Source organism: Carboxylicivirga longa (assembly GCF_050589825.1).
GTDB classification, from domain to species: domain Bacteria; phylum Bacteroidota; class Bacteroidia; order Bacteroidales; family Marinilabiliaceae; genus Carboxylicivirga; species Carboxylicivirga longa.
This window is the reverse complement of the sequence record NZ_JBNGOZ010000033.1, coordinates 1-18,141: the sequence shown is the minus strand read 5'-3', so window position 1 is coordinate 18,141 and position 18,141 is coordinate 1. Positions and strand designations below refer to the sequence as shown.

9 protein-coding genes are annotated in these 18,141 nt (G+C 34.1%); all 9 read left to right on the top strand.

What is annotated here, in order from left to right:
- Positions 1-3,549 carry a BREX system P-loop protein BrxC gene (brxC, locus tag ACRD7A_RS18265; RefSeq protein ID WP_430812839.1) on the top strand — a complete coding sequence of 1,183 codons (3,549 nt, stop codon included), beginning with the start codon at positions 1-3 and terminating at the stop codon, positions 3,547-3,549.
- Position 3,550: 1 nt separating this feature from the next.
- Complete coding sequence (gene pglX / locus ACRD7A_RS18260) at positions 3,551-7,315, top strand: BREX-1 system adenine-specific DNA-methyltransferase PglX (protein WP_430812840.1); 3,765 nt, start codon at positions 3,551-3,553, stop codon at positions 7,313-7,315.
- A gap of 8 nt (positions 7,316-7,323) precedes the next feature.
- Entirely contained in the window at positions 7,324-9,882 is a 2,559-nt protein-coding gene (gene pglZ, locus ACRD7A_RS18255) for a BREX-1 system phosphatase PglZ type A (protein WP_430812841.1), read from the top strand.
- A gap of 2 nt (positions 9,883-9,884) precedes the next feature.
- Positions 9,885-11,915, top strand: a complete 2,031-nt coding sequence (gene brxL, locus ACRD7A_RS18250; protein ID WP_430812842.1) for a BREX system Lon protease-like protein BrxL — start codon at positions 9,885-9,887, stop codon at positions 11,913-11,915.
- 71 nt (positions 11,916-11,986) lie between these two features.
- Entirely contained in the window at positions 11,987-13,357 is a 1,371-nt protein-coding gene (locus tag ACRD7A_RS18245; RefSeq protein WP_430812843.1) for a hypothetical protein, read from the top strand.
- Positions 13,357-14,367: a DUF1848 domain-containing protein gene (locus ACRD7A_RS18240; protein WP_430812844.1), complete on the top strand. Its 1,011-nt coding sequence runs from the start codon at positions 13,357-13,359 to the stop codon at positions 14,365-14,367. Before ACRD7A_RS18245 ends, ACRD7A_RS18240 begins: the two co-directional genes overlap by 1 nt.
- Before the next feature lie 10 nt (positions 14,368-14,377).
- A complete protein-coding gene (locus tag ACRD7A_RS18235) occupies positions 14,378-15,397 on the top strand; it encodes an ATP-binding domain-containing protein (RefSeq protein ID WP_430812845.1) in 1,020 nt (339 codons plus the stop codon).
- 2 nt (positions 15,398-15,399) lie between these two features.
- Positions 15,400-17,235 (top strand): hypothetical protein, encoded by a 1,836-nt coding sequence (locus ACRD7A_RS18230; protein WP_430812846.1) that lies wholly within the window; start codon positions 15,400-15,402, stop codon positions 17,233-17,235.
- 439 nt (positions 17,236-17,674) lie between these two features.
- Complete coding sequence (locus ACRD7A_RS18225) at positions 17,675-17,911, top strand: DUF4248 domain-containing protein (RefSeq protein WP_430812847.1); 237 nt, start codon at positions 17,675-17,677, stop codon at positions 17,909-17,911.
- Positions 17,912-18,141: the final 230 nt, after the last annotated feature.

Sequence of the window (18,141 nt, the reverse complement as noted above, 5' to 3'; positions counted from 1 at the left end):
ATGAAGATTCAAGAATTATATGACAAGGACATAAGCCGCAGAATTGCTCCTGCTGTAGTAGTAAGTCAAATGAATGAGGACTATATTAATCAAGAAATTGATGAGTATATTTTTACTACAGGGAAAGGTGGCATTACCCAAAATGTTTATTCGTTTTTAAAGGCCATTGCCTTCCCAAAAACTAAACCTAACGGTAAAAAAACTGAAGAAGCGAATACCGGAGTTTGGATTAATGGTTATTACGGTAGTGGTAAATCTCACTTCATTAAATATTTGTTTTACTGTTTGAATGAAAAATATAGAGATAACGCCTTCCAAAATTTTAAAGATTCAGTTAAGAATGTTGACCCTTTGGATGAGCCAAACTTAGGCCTTGTAACTAATCTTCAAAATAAACTAGATAAGCTGGATATTGCTGAAATCATCTTTAATATAGATGCTGTGTCCGATAACCATGGCGAAAAAGACCGAATTACTCGTGTTCTTTTAAACCAGTTAAATGCTTATAGAGGCTATAACGATTCAAATATTGCCTTGGCTTTATACCTAGAGAAACCACTTGATAAGAAAGGTAAATTCGATCAATTTAAAAAAGAGATTAAAGCAACCTTAAAAGAAGAATGGGATGGCAATCAGATTGATTTTGTTGAGATGTATCTCAATGAGGTTATTGACATTGCTAAAAAGTTCGACCCGTTGCTTGATAAAGAATCCTTAAAGTCTGGTATCCTAAATCAGAATAAAGATTTTACAATCAAGTTCCTTATTGAAGAACTAAAAGACTTCCTATCCACAAAGGATGAGAGTTATAGGTTGCTATTTTTAATTGATGAAGTTTCTCAATACATTGGTTCTAATACTTCTTTACTTTTGAATCTTCAAACCATTGTAGAAGAAATTGGTTCCCAAATCGGCCCTAAAGTCTGGATTGTTTGTACAGCTCAACAGGATTTATCTCGACTAATTGATAATACCGATGATAAAACAGAAGATTTTGGTAAAATCCTTGCTCGCTTCGAAACAAGAATTTCATTGGAAAGTCAGGATGCAGCCTTTATTACTAAGAAAAGGGTTTTAGATAAAAATTCGGATGGTATTGGTTCACTTAATGACTTTTACAAAGACAATAAAGGTGCAATCGAAAATCAATTTGTATTTGACCATGACCTTTACGAAAATTATGGTGATAGAGATGATTTTACCCTAACCTATCCATTTATACCCTATCAGTTCAGACTTATTTCTGATGTATTTGAATCATTCAGCAACGTTGGTTATGTAGGTGAAGGTGTAAAAAATACCGAAAGGGCAATTCTTGGTATTACTCACTATACTGCCAACCTATGTAAGGATAGTGATGTTGGTTATTTTGTGCCATTCGATTTGTTTTTCAACGAACAGCTTGAAAAGAACTTAACCCACCATGCCAGAGGTATCTTAGATAGAGCCTACCATATTGAACAAGTTAAAACCGATGAGTTTTCTCGCAGAGTTGTAAATGCTTTATTCATGATTTCAAATCTGGGTGAATCGCAAAGCGTTAACTTCCCGGCTAATATTGAAAACCTTGCATTACTTCTTATGGATTCAGTTGATACTGCTAAAATGGAGATGCAGACTGAAATCCAAAAAGTACTAGATGTTCTGGTAACCAAAAATATCATACAGGTTTCTGAAGGTAAGTACCGCTTCCTTAAAGAAGATGAAATTGAAGTAGCTCACTTAATCAAAAGCACTCCGGTCACCAATCAGGACAGGTTAGACTATATTTTTGATGATATTATTAATAAAACCATCAAACCAAATCCTTCGGTTACTTCTTTCGGAAATAAAAACTTTAAATTCTCTTTAAATATTGACGATAAGGAGCAGTTTAGAACAGGTGAATTCAATGTGAAGTTCTCTATTTATGATACTTCTGATATTCAAAACTTAGCTCATGCAATACCATCCAATGATATGGTTATAGGTATTAGTGAATGGCTTAAGAACGACAATGATTTAAAAGGGCAAATACTGGAATACGTACGAACTCAGAAATATATCCGTTTAAATTCTTCATCTGCTACCGGAACAAGAACCGAAACGCTTAATAATTTCAGGGAAACTAATAAACTATTATTGAAAGAAGTAGTACTGCGTTTTGAAAAGGCCTTTCTTAAAACTCCAATAGTTTCAAACAATCAGGTTCTTGAAGCCGAAGAGCTAAATGGAAACAACCCGGCAGCTCGTTTCGATGAAATGATTAAACGGCACATGGAAAGTGTTTATCGCAAACACAATTTAAGCAATGGCTATGCAAAATCAAATGCCGACTTAATTGGTAATGCAAAATCTACACAACGTCAAACTTATAACGACTTAGCTCCAGCCGAAGAAGAGTTGAATAACAAATTAACTTTAATGGGCGAAGCTCCGGTTGTAGGAGATGTTGTAAAATCATTTGAAAAAGCTCCGTATGGATGGAAGGATATAAGCACCTTGGATATTCTATTAAGAATTGCCAAAAAAGGTCATAGGAGATTTGAGTGGCGAAACGAGGAAATTGATTTTGCCACGTATGCTGATAAGGCTTTAAATTCTCGTGAGCGTGATGCAATTACTATTCATAAAGAAAAAGTACACTCACAGGATGAAATCAATAATTTCATTCATGTGGTAAACAATGAAATATTTGCTGAAACATTGATTCCTTCTAATACTTCTGATTTTAAGGTAGCGGTAGAAAGTTTCAGAAAGGGTTTACAACCTAAATTAACCAACATAAATCAATTAAAGGATGAATATGAAGCATATCCATTTGCGTCTCATTTAAAAAGTTATCATCGTTCCTTAAGTGAGATATACAATGCTCGTAATCCTGAGCAGGTAGCTGAACAAACTATTGCACAAAAGGATAATTTAAAGCAAGCTCGAGATACATACATGTATGTAGAGGAATTTATTGAACACAATTTTAAGTCCTATGAGCAAATAGCAAACTTTGCCGATGCTAACAAAAATAACTTCTCTTCCCTTGATGAAACGCTTGCGGTAAGAGCTGAAGATTTAGCGGAATACTTGAAGCTAGACCATGAGCCTTGGGATAAGTTCCCTCAAATGAAAAAAGCTTACAAAGAGTTGAATGATGCTATAAAAAAACGTCTTAACTCTTTAAAAGCGGAAGTGGTAAACACATATGAAATAATTTTTGAAGAAATAGCATCCAGACAAAAAGAATTGGGCATTGATGCGGCTAACCTTACTACAAATTCTGAATTTTATTTACAGAAGATAGAAAAGGAAACTGAAATATCACAACTGGAAATACATCAACTTAGAGCCAATGACTTTAAAGCAGAAAACTTCAAAAAACTGCAAGAATTTAAGGATGAAGAAGAAGCTAAAAAGACTGGAAAAAAGAAGGTAGAAAGTCTTGATGTTTCCATTGCTGCGGAGATGGCTCCAACGACCATTGAAACTGAAGAACAGTTGGATGAATACCTTAAAAAACTAAAAGCCAAATTAATGGTGAAATTATCGAAGAATCAAAAACTTTGGTTAAGCTAATATGGATACTAATAAAATAAAATCCTTTGCAAGAGAAGCCCGTTTATTACTGTTAGATGGCGTTTTCCAACGATTAAAATACTGGGGTTTTAACCATGATGGTTCTAATTCGGAAACCTTACAAACAACCCAAGGTGGATATATTTTCCGGGGACAGGTTTATACCGATACTACAGTTCCAAAAAAATGGGAGAAGCTAAAAAAACGGATTAGTAACGAACAAGATGTAAAAGACGTTATTGAGGAAGCTGCCTACACATGGTTTAACCGCTTAATGGCCATTAAAATACTAGAGGTAAATGGTTATTTAGCTCCTACCTTGGAATTTGCTCAGGATATTCAAATCCCGGTATTGGTTCAAAATGCTAAAAGAGGTCAGCATAACCTAAGTAAACAAGCCGATAAAGACCTGTTGTTAGAATATTTACAAGAAGATAAAGAAGAACAGGCTTTTGGTTTATTGGTAGCCGAACTATGTAATACCAATAATTTGCTTCATGATGTTTTTGGTAAGATTGATGATTATACCGAGATACTTCTTCCACAAAACCTGATGCAAACAGAAGGTTTGCTTGAGCTGATAAATAGCGAGGTTATTTCAGAAGCCGATTTTAAAGAAGTTGAGCTAATTGGTTGGTTGTACCAGTTTTATATTTCTGATAAAAAGAATGAGGTATTTGCAGGATTTAAAAAGAAAAAGAAAGCGAGAGCAGAAGATATTCCGGCAGCCACACAGATTTTCACACCCAAGTGGATTGTAAAATACATGGTAGAAAACACGGTAGGTAAAATCTATCTGGATTATGAACCAGATTCTACCCTAAAATCAAACTTAAAGTACCTTGTTGAAAATAATAGTGAGAAGGATAACGAACCCATAATATCAGATATAACGGAACTCACACTAATAGACCCGGCTTGTGGAAGCGGACACATATTAGTAACTGGTTTTGAATTGCTGTTCCAGATGTATAGAGAAGAGGGCTATACAGCAAAACAAGCGGTAGATAGTATTCTTAAAAACAACATCTTTGGTCTAGATATTGACGACCGTGCCATGCAATTGGCTCGTTTTGCAGTGTTATTAAAAGCAGCTAAGTTCGATGCTGAGGTATTAAACCGTAGCATTATCCCCAACATTTATAGTTTCCCGGAAAATACACTAACTGATAGTTTTAGTGAGCAGTATTACAGCAAAGCCCAGTCTGATTGGTTTGAGCTTAGAGGAATGAAACTAAAGCAAATGGTTTCATTAAATTGGACTGAAATAGTGATTGACCGAAAAACTAAGAAAGAAAAGCAAGTTGCTAAATCTGTAGTTTTTAGAGAAGGAACCATTTTACACAATGATGATGTTAACCTACTAATTAGTCATTGTGAAGAATCTATTAAAGTAGATTACTCTGAAAACCTTGAACGTTTTTGGGGTAGTGATAAAATGGGGTATGCCTACAGTCAATTCTTTTATGCCATTCAGCTATTGCAACAAGGAAAGAACCTAGGTTCAACTACCAAGTTAAACCTTTGCGAAGAAGCTCTTGAGCATATTAAACTTAAATATCAAGAATGGAATAACTTAAATAGTAAATTACAATTAGGAGCTTTTGATAAGCTACTTTGGGATAATTTGAAACCGCATATTGAAGTACTATTTATACTTACTAAGAGATATACGTCTGTTGTAGCTAATCCTCCATACATGGGTCTTAAAAGTATGAATAGTGACCTTAAGGAATATGTCAATGATATTTACCCTTTGAGCAGTACTGACCTATTTGCTGTTTTTATGGAGGTTTGCTTGAAATTAAATTGCTCTAGTGGTTTAATGGGGATGATAAACCAACACTCTTGGATGTTTCTATCCTCATATGAAATGTTAAGAAAGAAAATTATCAGCGATTTTTCTATATTAAACATGATTCATTTGGGCTCTAGAACATTTGAAGAATTAAGTGGTGAAGTTGTTCAATCAACAGCATTTGTTATTAAAAAAAACAATGAAATTTCAGATGGAATTTATTATAGGTTGGTTTCATATAGAAACAATCTAGAAAAGGAAAATCAATTTCTTAAGGGATGTAACCAGTATAAAAATATACGAAAAGAGAATTTTTTAAAGATACCCGGTAATTCAATAGCATACTGGGTTAGTGATAATATATTAAACTGCTTTTCACAACCAAATCTAACAGAATATGCACATTCATTTCAAGGAATAATCACAGGTAATAATAAGAATCTCCTTCGATTTTGGCATGAGATAAACAGAAGTAGTATAACATTAAACTTTAATGATTATGAAGATTCTGTGGGCATTACTACATGGATTCCTTACCAAAAAGGAGGAAGTTTCAGACGTTGGTATGGTAATAACGAATATATGCTTTTTTGGAACGGAGAAGGCAATCACCTAACAAGAGCTAGGACTGAAAATCGCGAATATTATTTTAAGAACGGAATTACATGGTCATTCCTTACCGGAGATAATTATGGTTGTAGGGAAACAGGTGAAGGAAACCTTTGGGATGTTGCTGGCTCCTCCTTTTTTCCTGAGAATGAAAACAATATTGAACCCTTACTTGGACTGTATAATTCAAAAGTAATTCAGTTGTTTTTAAATTTATTAAATCCAACATTAAATTATCAGGTGGAGAATGTACTAGCTTGTCCTATTATTGCGAGTATATTTAATAATGATGAAATTAAAGAATTTGTTAATAACAATAAGCAAATAAGTAAATCAGACTGGGACTCTTCTGAAATATCTTGGGAATTTGAAAAATCACCACTTTTTAATGCCCAAAATTCCCTGTCAGAAGCTTTTAATTATTGGTGTAAAAATGTAACGCAAAACTTCTTTCAACTTCACGCCAATGAGGAAAAGTTGAATAGAATCTTTATCGAAATTTATGGTTTAGAGGAGGAACTAACTCCAGAAGTTCCATTAAAGGATATTACCATATTGCAAGATGAATTAGACCGTAAAGACTTGGAAGCTCTGGAGCCTAAATTCAGAGAAGATGGTAAGGATGCAATTGAACTCCCCATTAACAAACAAGAAATACTAAGTCAGTTTATTTCCTATGCGCTGGGTGTTTTTCTAGGGCGATACCGCTTAGATAAGCCGGGATTAAACATCGCACACCTAAAAGCAAGCGATGATGAAATAGAACCATACACTCACAATGGACATAAAATTGAAATAGATGATGATGGTATTCTACCAATAATGGGAGAAGATTGTGCCTTTCCAGATGATGCCTTAGTACGTACTAAAGACTTAATTCATGCCATTTGGGGAGAAGATACACTTACAGATAACATCAACTTTCTACACGATTGTTTAGGTATGGATTTACATAAGTGGCTTACAGAAAAGTTCTGGGGCTACCATACCAGTATGTATAAGAAGAAACCTATTTACTGGTTATTTAGCAGTGATACTAAAAAACCACAAAATGCCGCTTTTAAGGTTTTGGTGTATATGCACCGCATGGATAAGTACACGGTACAGAAAATACAGCGTAATTATCTGCATCCACACCAAGAAGATATTAAACGAAAAATTAAAAAGCTAGAAGAAAACGAGCTTACCTTATCTCGTGATGAGTTTAAGAAGCTGGAGAAACTTCGTAACTGGGATATTGAATGCCGTGATTATAACGAGGTATTAAAAGAACTAGCCAATCAGCAAATTGAGTTTGATTTAGATGATGGTGTAAGTGTAAACTATGCCAAATTTGAAGGAGCTGTTGCAAAAATTTAAGGAGAAAAATGGTCGTTGATAAAATACGAAATATAATAAGTCAAAGTAACCGGAACATTGTGTTCTACTTTGATATTGATGGCACTTTTAAAGATGAGTTAGAGGAAATTGCGAACTCAGGAATAAAAGTGGTGGAAGTATCCAATAATTATTTTGAGTTAAAATATAAGTTGGAGTTTGAATGGCAGAAACAAGAATTATTCATCTATCACCCATTCCCAAAACCCAACGATAAGGATATAAAGAAATATCCGCTGCTTGATTTATTAAAAGCCAATGCTGAATTAAGGTTAGATGACGCATCTGAGTTTTTGTCGGAATACAAACTGCCGGAGTACCATTTAACTTTGGTAAAAAGGTATATCAAACAACTCAAAACCAAAACCAACCAGAAAAAACTGGCTAAGATTTTAGACCCGGCACATTTTAATGAGCCAAACTTAAAATTGGGCTTAATCTCTTTGGCTTTAGATTTCAGCACCGTTTCAGATAGAAACAGTTGTATGGCAAAGTGCCTCTCATTGGTTAACGATGACAAAGATTTCTCCAAAGCCGAAAAAATGCTCAAGCAACTTGAGTTGGAGCAAGATGTACTCAATTGGTTTAATATCCTTTTAGATACTTCTGATAAAGAGTTTAACAAGGAGACTATCATTGGTTTTGCTCGAAAATTAAAATACAACGTATTAACTTCCTATATTGATAAGCCTGTAAAGGCTGACAATTATGCCAAACTAAAAATTACAAGGGTATCTGAAATTAATAAGCTACAAGCATTCTTTCAAGATTGGGAGAACCACCCTACCCTAAAAGGTGCAATTGATATTGTATTCTCAAATATAGCTCACGATATTAATACAGAAAACCTCATGCTTTGGTACGGTAGCGACCAAGAGTTTGGTTATTACTCCGAAGAAATGCTGACTGCCTTAATAAAGGATTTATATAAAGGTATAGTAAGCAATCCGGAACAAACCAAAGATGATTGTATCAAATGGCTTCGCTCTAAATCATTGGCTGATGAATTATCTGAACAAATCAGGTTCATTTATCATACCGGAGGTGTCTATTCAATACTAAATAATTATCGCTCATTTAAGCTTAATACTGCCGATGAGTTTGTAGAGAAATACACCAAAGAGCTACATGGCGTTGATTACAATTTCCGCAAAGCCGTAATTGCTTTCGACAAAGTTCAAGACCGTCTTTATGAATTTGAAGATGATGCAACAAGTGTATTTGAAGCATTAAATCAGAAATACGACCGTTTTTTAATTGAGCTTAACGTTGAATGGCAGCAAACACTAAACGACAATAAGTTCAATTACAACACCATTCAGGTTAATAAGCAATACGACTTCTACAAGAATAACCTGAAGGATTTCGACTTCAAAATGGTGGTGATTATATCTGATGCATTGCGATATGAATTAGGTCACGAGTTATTTAATGATTTATTGGCAGATAGCAAGAATAACCTAACAATTGAACCTTGTTTAGCTTCCATACCTTCTTACACCAACATTGGTATGGCAAACCTTTTGCCGAATAAAGGTATCAATATCGAAAAAGGAGAAAGCGACTTGGTTTTCAAGATTGGTGATAAAACAACAGTAAGCACCAATCGTGAAGCCATTTTACAAGCCACGGAACAGGAAAGCTCTACTATTGACTATTCAGAAGTCAGAAAGATGACTAAGCAAAAGAAAAGAGCATTCTTTAAAGAAAATAAAATCACCTATATCTATCACGATTGGATTGATGCTATAGGGGATAAAAAAAGAACCGAACACCAAACTTTTGAAGCGACTGAAAAAGCAGTTGAAGATTTAAAATGGTTGATCCGGAATATTACCGGAGAAGTAGGTATTGCCCATGTTCTGGTGACTTCCGACCACGGATTCCTTTATAATTACAACGAAATGAAGGAAACGAGCCGGGAGGCTTTACCAAAAATCAAAGGATATGGCAGAGACCATGTTCGCTTTGTGGTTGCTGATGATTTTGAAGGTGAAGTTGATGGATACCAGTTCAACCTTAAAGAAACCACAAACATTGATACAGATTTAAAAGTAGCTGTTCCAAGAGCTATTAACCGATATAGAAAGCAAGGTAATGTAGGTGTTCAATTTGTGCATGGTGGGGCAAGTTTACAGGAATTAATTACTCCGGTTATTAAGTTCTACAAGCATAAGAAAGAAACACTTCAAACAGTTTCATTTCAAAGAATTGACAGTACTGACAAAATATCTTCTGGTAGCATGAAGGTCATTGTTATTCAAGACCAACCTGTTTCTAATGAATTTAAAAGTGCGGAACTGGTATTTGGCTTGTATTCCGATACTGGTGAGCTGTTGTCAAATGAAGCAGAGCTACACTTAAACTCTGTATCGAGTAATCCAAAGGAAAGATTGTTCGAGGTTATTCTATCACTAAACACGGCAGGTTCAAAGGCAAGCTTTGGGCGATTAAGAGCCTATGATAAAAAAGATAAAACCAGACTTAATCCGGTAGTTGTAAACGACCTGATTAAGATTAGTTCACTCATGGAAAAAGATGAATTTTAACTATGGAACTAAAGACGAAAATATTACAGCATTTCGATGGTAAGGTGGTTCGTAAAGACCTTACTAAATTAGTAAAAGGTAATGCCGTTGTACCTACCTATGTACTAGAATATTTGTTAGGTCAGCATTGTGCTTCATCCGATGATGAAATAGTAAAACAAGGTGTAGAAACCGTTAAGGGAATCATTAAAAAGCACTTTGTACATCGTGATGAAGCCGAAAGCGTAAAGCATGATATTGTTACCAATGGTAATCACCGTATAATTGACAAGGTATCGGCAAAACTGAATGATAAGAAAGGTACTTACGAAGCTGAATTTTCAAATTTAGGTTTAAAGAGAGTTACCATAGGTAATGAAATAGTGTCAACTCACAAAAAGCTACTTACTTCCGGAGTTTGGTGTATCATCAATATGGGTTATGTAGGTGGTGATGACAATACAGGTTCTCCTTGGATTATTGAATCGTTAAAACCGATTCAAATCTCACAGGTCGATTTAGAAGAGTTCAAGTCATTACGTTCTAATTTCACAAAGGACGAATGGATTGACTTATTAATGCAGAGTATCGGTCTTAATCCTGAGCAATTCACCTTCAGAGGTAAACTGATGCAATTAACCAGAATGGTTTCCTTTTGCGAAAACAATTACAACCTGATAGAATTAGGGCCAAAAGGAACTGGTAAGAGTCATATTTTCTCAGAAATGTCTCCTCATGGGATGTTAATTTCCGGTGGAGAAGTAACTCAGGCAAAACTATTTGTAAATAATAGTAATGGTCAGATTGGTCTTGTTGGATATTGGGATAACGTTGCCTTTGATGAGTTTGCCGGAATATCAAAACGAGTTGATAAGAACTTGGTTGATACCATGAAAAACTATATGGCTAATAAGTCGTTTTCTCGTGGTAGCACACCATACGGAGCTACGGCATCTTTTTCGTTTGTCGGAAATACAATGCATTCCGTTTCATTTATGATGAAGCATTCCGATTTGTTTGAAGCTCTTCCAAAAGCATATTACGATACTGCATTTCTTGACAGGTTGCATTGCTACCTCCCGGGATGGGAAGTACAAAAGTTGCGTAATGAATTATTCACCGATGGTTATGGATTCATTGTTGATTATTTAGCAGAGATTTTAAAAGAACTGCGCAAGGACGATTTCTCTCACATATACAGCAATTACTTTGAGCTTTCAGAAAGTATTACCACCAGAGACCGTACTGGAATATTGAAAACATTCTCCGGTCTCTGCAAAATTATATTCCCTCATGGCGATTGCTCCAAGGAAGATGCAAAGCAACTACTTGACTTCGCTTTAGAAGGAAGGCGTAGAGTAAAGAATCAGCTTATTATAATGGATGAAACCTTTAATGAAGTTGATTTCTCCTACACGTCAAAGGAAGATGATAAAACGGTTTCCATACTGACCTTAGAAGAAAAACAATATCCTTCTTTGAGTAAGGTTTCAACTGGTAAAGAACCAGAAATAGACAAACCGATTGAGACTGAAACCAAAGAAAAGAAAAGTGAAGAACTTCTTTCAGGCAAGCACTTGGTTTTTGAGGAAAACACAAAAGGAATTAGCTACCAGAAACTGTTTGCTCCATACATCAATGGAGCTACAAAAATAACGGTATTAGACCCTTATGTTCGCCAGTTCTACCAAGTAAAGAACTTCATGGAATTTATACAGATGCTTCTCCAAAATAAGCAAGAAGGCGAAGATATTGAGCTAAAACTTGTTACCAAATGTGATGAGTTTAGAGAACTTGAAACTGAAGAAAGACTGGAACAGCTAAAAGAAAGTATTGATGGTTCCGGCATCATCTTCGATTTTGAATTTGACCAATCACAAAGTTTTCATGCAAGAAGCATTGAAACGGATACAGGTTGGAAAATTAGCATGGACAGAGGTTTAGACATATTTCAACCCTACGATTTTAAGAACCCATTCAACCTTGCCAATAATATTCAGGAAGAAAGAATGTGCAAAGCATTTGAGGTTACGTATTTGAAAGATGTGGAATAGATAAAAACAACAGGTTTCAGTTTGCAGTCAGAAAAAATTTATCTGATTAGCAATTTAGATTTAGAACTAATATGAGCGAAGAACAAAAAAGTGAAATTGAATTTTTAAGGAATCATGCTGAGCAAATTGCTTCGTTAGTTCTAAATAGACTTGGTATTGAAAGTTATAAGGTTGTAATTTCCGAAGATAAGAATTGTGAACTTATTGAAGCTGATTCATGGCATGGTGAATATGTTTGTATAATCTATTTAGAATCTAACCACCTGCTAACTACTGCAAAAGATTCTTTGCATCAGATGCTTGGCAAACCTGTGTTTACTAATGCTAATCATACCTTATATTGGTTTGAAGGAGATAATTTAGCAACTCAAAATATTTCGGAAATTGAGTTGAACGACTTATCTCTGCCTGAGGAGGATAAAATTGAAGTAGAAAAACTAAAAACTGATACACGTTTACCACAGTGGCTCGACAATTATATATTTGATGTATTAGAGGCGCAATTTTCTCCGGATTTTGAACGATTTGGATATAATCTTGATTTATCACAAAAAGAAGTAAACGTTTACCTTGGAACATATTTTCCGAGAAGTTATGGAGAGTCTTTTTGTATCATTAATGATTTGCTGCAAAACCCTGAATATATTGATTCAATCTCAAAAAAGGATTCCATTTCTGTTCTTGATGTTGGTGCAGGGACTGGAGGAAATCTAATTGGTTTAATTTACGCTATTAACAAGAATATTCATAAAAAACTAAAATTTGAAATAACTGTAATTGATGGCAATAGTGATTCTTTAAAAGTGCTAAAGACTATCGTTGATGCTGTTTCTTCTAATCTGGAAATAGAAATTGAACTTACCATAATAAATGAGGTATTTAGCTCTATTGCAGATTTGAATACAATACTAGAAAGTGTACCTCAAAAACATTTTGATTGGACACTTTCGTTCAAGATGGTTTGTGAGATAATTCAAAAAGGGAATCAACACCAAAATTCATATTTTGAAATATTGAATTTACTATCAGAAAGGATTTCTCCAACTGGACTATTGTTATTGCTAGATGTAACAACAAAACTAGAAAATACAGATTATCTTCCTCTACTTTTAAATAAGCAAACCAACAACTTTATTATTCAAAATAATCAGTTTAAAACGCTTGCTCCTTTATGTTGCGGTCAACATGGGATGCATTGCAGTTATGATTGTTTCTATCAGCAAACATTTAGGGTAACACATAAAGAAAAGCGAAAGGATATTTCAAAAGTTGCTTATCGAATTTTAGGTTATTCGGACTTTGTTGATGTTCTGATTAAAGATATTGAGCAAGGTAAATCAGTGATAACATGGCAAAATAAAGACAATGAATATATTGCAACTCAAAACTGCGTTCATACCGCCTTAGAACCTAATGTTATTGACCCTTATAAATTACACTAATGAAGAATTGGGAGAAAACTAAAATACAAAATGACGATGGTGAGATAGTGGAAGCTATTGCTCCAGTTATTATATCTGCTAGTAGGTCAACTGATATTCCGGCATTTTATTCAAAATGGTTTTTCAATAGGCTTAAGCAAGGTTATGTAGTTTGGATTAATCCGTTCAATAGAAAAGCGCAATATGTTTCATTTGAAAAAACAAGAGCGATTGTTTTTTGGACAAAAAACCCAAAACCAATAATGCCCTACTTGCCAATTCTTGATGAAATGAAAATCAAGTATTATTTCCAATATACATTGAATGATTATGAGAAAGAAAATCTTGAGCCAAATATCCCATCACTTGAAAAAAGGCTTGATACTTTTATAAAGCTATCAAATCAAATTAGCAAAGAAAAAGTGATTTGGCGATATGACCCTTTACTTTTAAGTGATAATATTTCAGTAGATTCATTAATCAATAGAATTGCTTCTATAGGTGAAAAAATAAATCAGTATACCAACAAATTAGTTTTTAGTTATGCTGATATCTCTTGTTATCAGAAGGTCAGAAAGAATTTGTCAGGACATACGAATTCCTATCGAGAATTTTCAGAAGATGAGATGAATCTTTTTGCAGAAAAACTTCAAAAGATTAATGAAAATTGGAAATTAAAGCTTGCTACATGTGCAGAATTGGTTGAATTAGAAAAGTTTGGCATAGAACATAATCGGTGTGTCGATGATGAGCTGATTTATAGTATTGGGAAGGATGATAAGATTCTAAGTAGTTGGCTGGGATTTGAAAATTCTTCAGAGTTAACATTATTTGATAATCCAGCTTATTCTGCAAATAAGAAGTTAAAAGACAAAGGTCAGAGAAAGGAATGTGGGTGCGTAATAAGCAAAGATATTGGTATGTATAACACTTGTAATCACTTGTGTTCTTATTGTTATGCAAATCATTCAGATACAACGGTACAAAAAAACATTAATCTTCATAATGAAGAAAGACAAAGTATAATTTAAAACGTTTAATATGCCAAGGTCATTTTATATTCAAGAAGCAGAGTTAGATGATTTTCAAACCCGAGTAATTAACAGACGAACAGACAACTCTTTTATAGTAAAAGGTTGTGCCGGTAGTGGAAAGTCAATTTTAGCTTTGTGGAAAGTAAAGCAGATTCAAGAAGAAGGTAGAGGGTCTTTTTACTTTATATTGTTTACAAAAACACTGAAGCAATATATGAGAGATGCTATTGTTTCCTTAAATCTTAATAATGATAATGTTATGCATTATGAGAGATGGAAAAGATTGGGTTGCCCATCTGCTGATTATCTAATTGTCGATGAAGCACAAGATTTTGCTGAATGTCAAGTTAAAGAGTTTACAAATTCTGCAAACCGTGCCTTAATTTTGTATGGGGATAGTGCTCAGCAAATTTATACTTTCAGAGACCCTAAACCCATAACGATGGAAGATATTGCGTATATAACTCGTTTAAAGGATGAGCAGCTTGTCTGGAACTATCGACTTCCGAAAAAAGTTGCAAGGTTAGCAGAGTATCTTTCTGAAGTACATGATGACCTTGAAGGGCGTTGCAAATTAGAAGGAACTGAAAAACCTAAAATTCTTCGATACAACACATTGCATGAACAATTTGATGCCATAATTCAGATTGTTAGAAATAGAAATTATGATGATGTGGGCATTTTTCTTCAAAATAATCAGGAGGTTGAAAATGCAAAAAACTATTTTCAAGAAAAAGGTTTTCCAGTAGAAGCAAAGTTCCGGAATAATATGGATTTAGATTTTTCAAATGACCTTCCAAAATTAACAACCTACCATAGTAGTAAAGGATTGCAATTTGAAGCAGTATTTATGCCAGATTGTAAAACAGAGTATGATGATGCCAGAAGTTCACTTTATGTGGCTACAACTCGTACATATCAGTCCTTATTTATTATGCACTCTGGAAACTTATCTTCGTTCTTTGACGAAGTGCCAAATAACCTGTATGAAACGTCATTAACTAGTCAATCAAGTAGGAGGTTATAATTATGAAAAGAATATATATTCCAACAAGTACACTGAATTTTAATAATATCTTCTCGACCGAATCTATTTCTCCTAAAATATTTTATCAGAATAGAGGGTTTGGATATAAACGTTTTGAATTAGTAAAGCCTAATCCTTTTGAAGATAGGATTTTGGGTTATAGTCAGCTACCTGTTTTTTCAATAGAACAAAGTGATTACGATGATTACCCAATGGTAATTGAAGTTGATGCGGATTTATTAAATACCAAAGAAGTTTTAACAACCAGAGGTGATAATGTAGATGTTTATGAAATTTTTAAAACAATCTACTTAGTTCCCGGTAAAACCAAGATACATTTTTTTGACCCTAATACACTAAGGACTACACTTATTGTTTCCGAGCGAAGTTTGGAAACCAAAGTCGTTGACTTGTATAAAAATAGCTTTGTAATTGCAAATAGAGATTTATCCTTTAATTGGAGTAATGCTTATCTTAGCAAGGTAAAACCATCAGTATCCAAGGATAATTCTACTAGCATTGCCTTTGACCAAAAGATTAATCGTCTTAAAGGACTTTTTTATTCATATGTTGTTGGTGTTACTTTGTCCTCTTCATATCGTGATAATGAATTAAACTTACTACAAAGGAAGTATCAGCAATTGATGAGCTTATTGAGATTGAATGACACTTCAAAGAGTGAAGAAACTGATAGCTTATGGAAAAACATTTGTTCAGATACTGAAAAACAGATAGCAGACAAAGGTTTTTCAATTAATCATTTTTCAATTTCAAACCTGAAACTCACTTCTTTGGTTGACTCATCATTTCAAGGGAATGGAGCTGAGGTGTTTCGAAACATCGTAAATATGTTAATGGACTTTCCAATTGCTAATACAGAGAACTTTAAAGAATCAAAGGCAGATATAGCTTTTGAAATAGGAAAGATTCTTAAAGAACAAATTCGTAATTGGGATGGAAGTAATGAACAAGCCTATATTAATGGTTTACTTGCAAATATAGAATCCTATGAGCCTTTTGAACTAAAGAGCCATAAAAGTTCATTAATGCAATCTATATCAGCTTTTGTAATGAAAGGAGATGACCCTGAGAAATTAAACTCTTTTTTAAATGATAACAACATTCTAAATAAAAGAATTGCGATAGGGTTCTGGGGCAGCTTGTTTGGATTTGCGAATATGCCCAAAACTCTTTTTTACCAACTTTTTAATAACGAAAACAAGAAATTGGCCATTGAATCATATTGCTATCTACATCAACAAATACATGGTATAAAGATTGAACCTTTTAATTACGAACACAAATCCAACGTAATAGTACAACCTGAGAAAGTAGTTAAGCAAGAAAATAAAGAAAGCAAAGCAATAACAAAGTCTCCTAAGTCAACTCAAAAGGAAAGTAAAATCGAAGGTAAATTGCCTAATTGTCCTAAGTGTGGTAATCAGATGGTATTAAGAACGCACAAAAAGGGGGATTTTTATGGTTGTCCAGATTATTCTAAAGGATGTAGTGGTAAAAGGGATATGCAATTAAATGAATTGGATGATAGTTTTAAGGTGATAAGTAAATCTGTCGTCTCAGTTGATAAATCGGACTATGTAGTTATGATAATTGAATATCTTAAAGTAGTGGAACAATGCAAAATAGCAGACCTAAACAAATACTTAAAAGAACAAAATAGCAAGTGGAGTCATTCTGTAAAAACGGCAAAAGATTACATCTTAAATAATATGCCAGAAAAGGTTGAGTTGATTAAGATTGATAAAAATGGACGCATTGGAAAGAAAGGCTCAGAAGGAGTAAAACTGAGAAAGGAAAATTTATTTCCCAATTCATAGAGATATTTTCAATGCAATCTAACTTTCGTATTTGTTAAAGAATTTCAGAAAACTTAGGCGTAGCCTTTTAATAAGGGCTACGCTTTTTTAAAAATTAAGATTTCACTATTTTTTCTATCTTAGCAACACTATCTATCAAGGGTATAAATGAATAATTTATGCCCAATATTTTAAAATATACCCTACAAATAAGCCTTCATAATGGGCTTATTGTTGTTTGTACCTGTTACATTCGTCCGATAAGTTCAATAAGTACCCTACAAAATTGGCAATGCTTTAGAAAGTATGTAATATATCCTCGGCATATACTCGAATTCAGTTCAGATATTCAAAAAAGCACTAAAAAGGAAGTAAAAGCAGTATTAAAGCGATTAAGTAACCTGCTTTTATCTACTTGGAAGATGTGTTCTGGTATTAATTTCAACCAAATTTTAAGACCATGAAGCTACGTAGAACATACCTAAAGCAAACTGTGGCTTCAAAATTATACCCGGATAGCATCAATGCCAATTCAGCCATGCAAGCCTTACGCAGAGAAATTAGAGCAACTCCGCAATTAAATCAGCAGTTGCAGGCTGCCTGCCGTAAAGAAAAACTTCATTATTATACCAGAAAGCAATTTTTAATCCTTCTTGAGCATTTTTGCATAACACAAGAAGAATTTGAGTTACTGTAGAGATTTAACTTCAATAATGTAGCATAATCGAAATACAGGTACGTTTATCTTCGTTCATCGACAATCACCCTTCCGATGAGCCTACAATATGTTTGCTCCCACTATGGAAGCAAGCACGAAAAAAGTATTAGGCACATTAGCAGTTGCAGCAGCTGGATAATCCGCACTAAGCTGACCCCCAAAAGCCGGAAGGTTTTTGACCATATTTGGTTCTTAATTTTTCTGCCAAT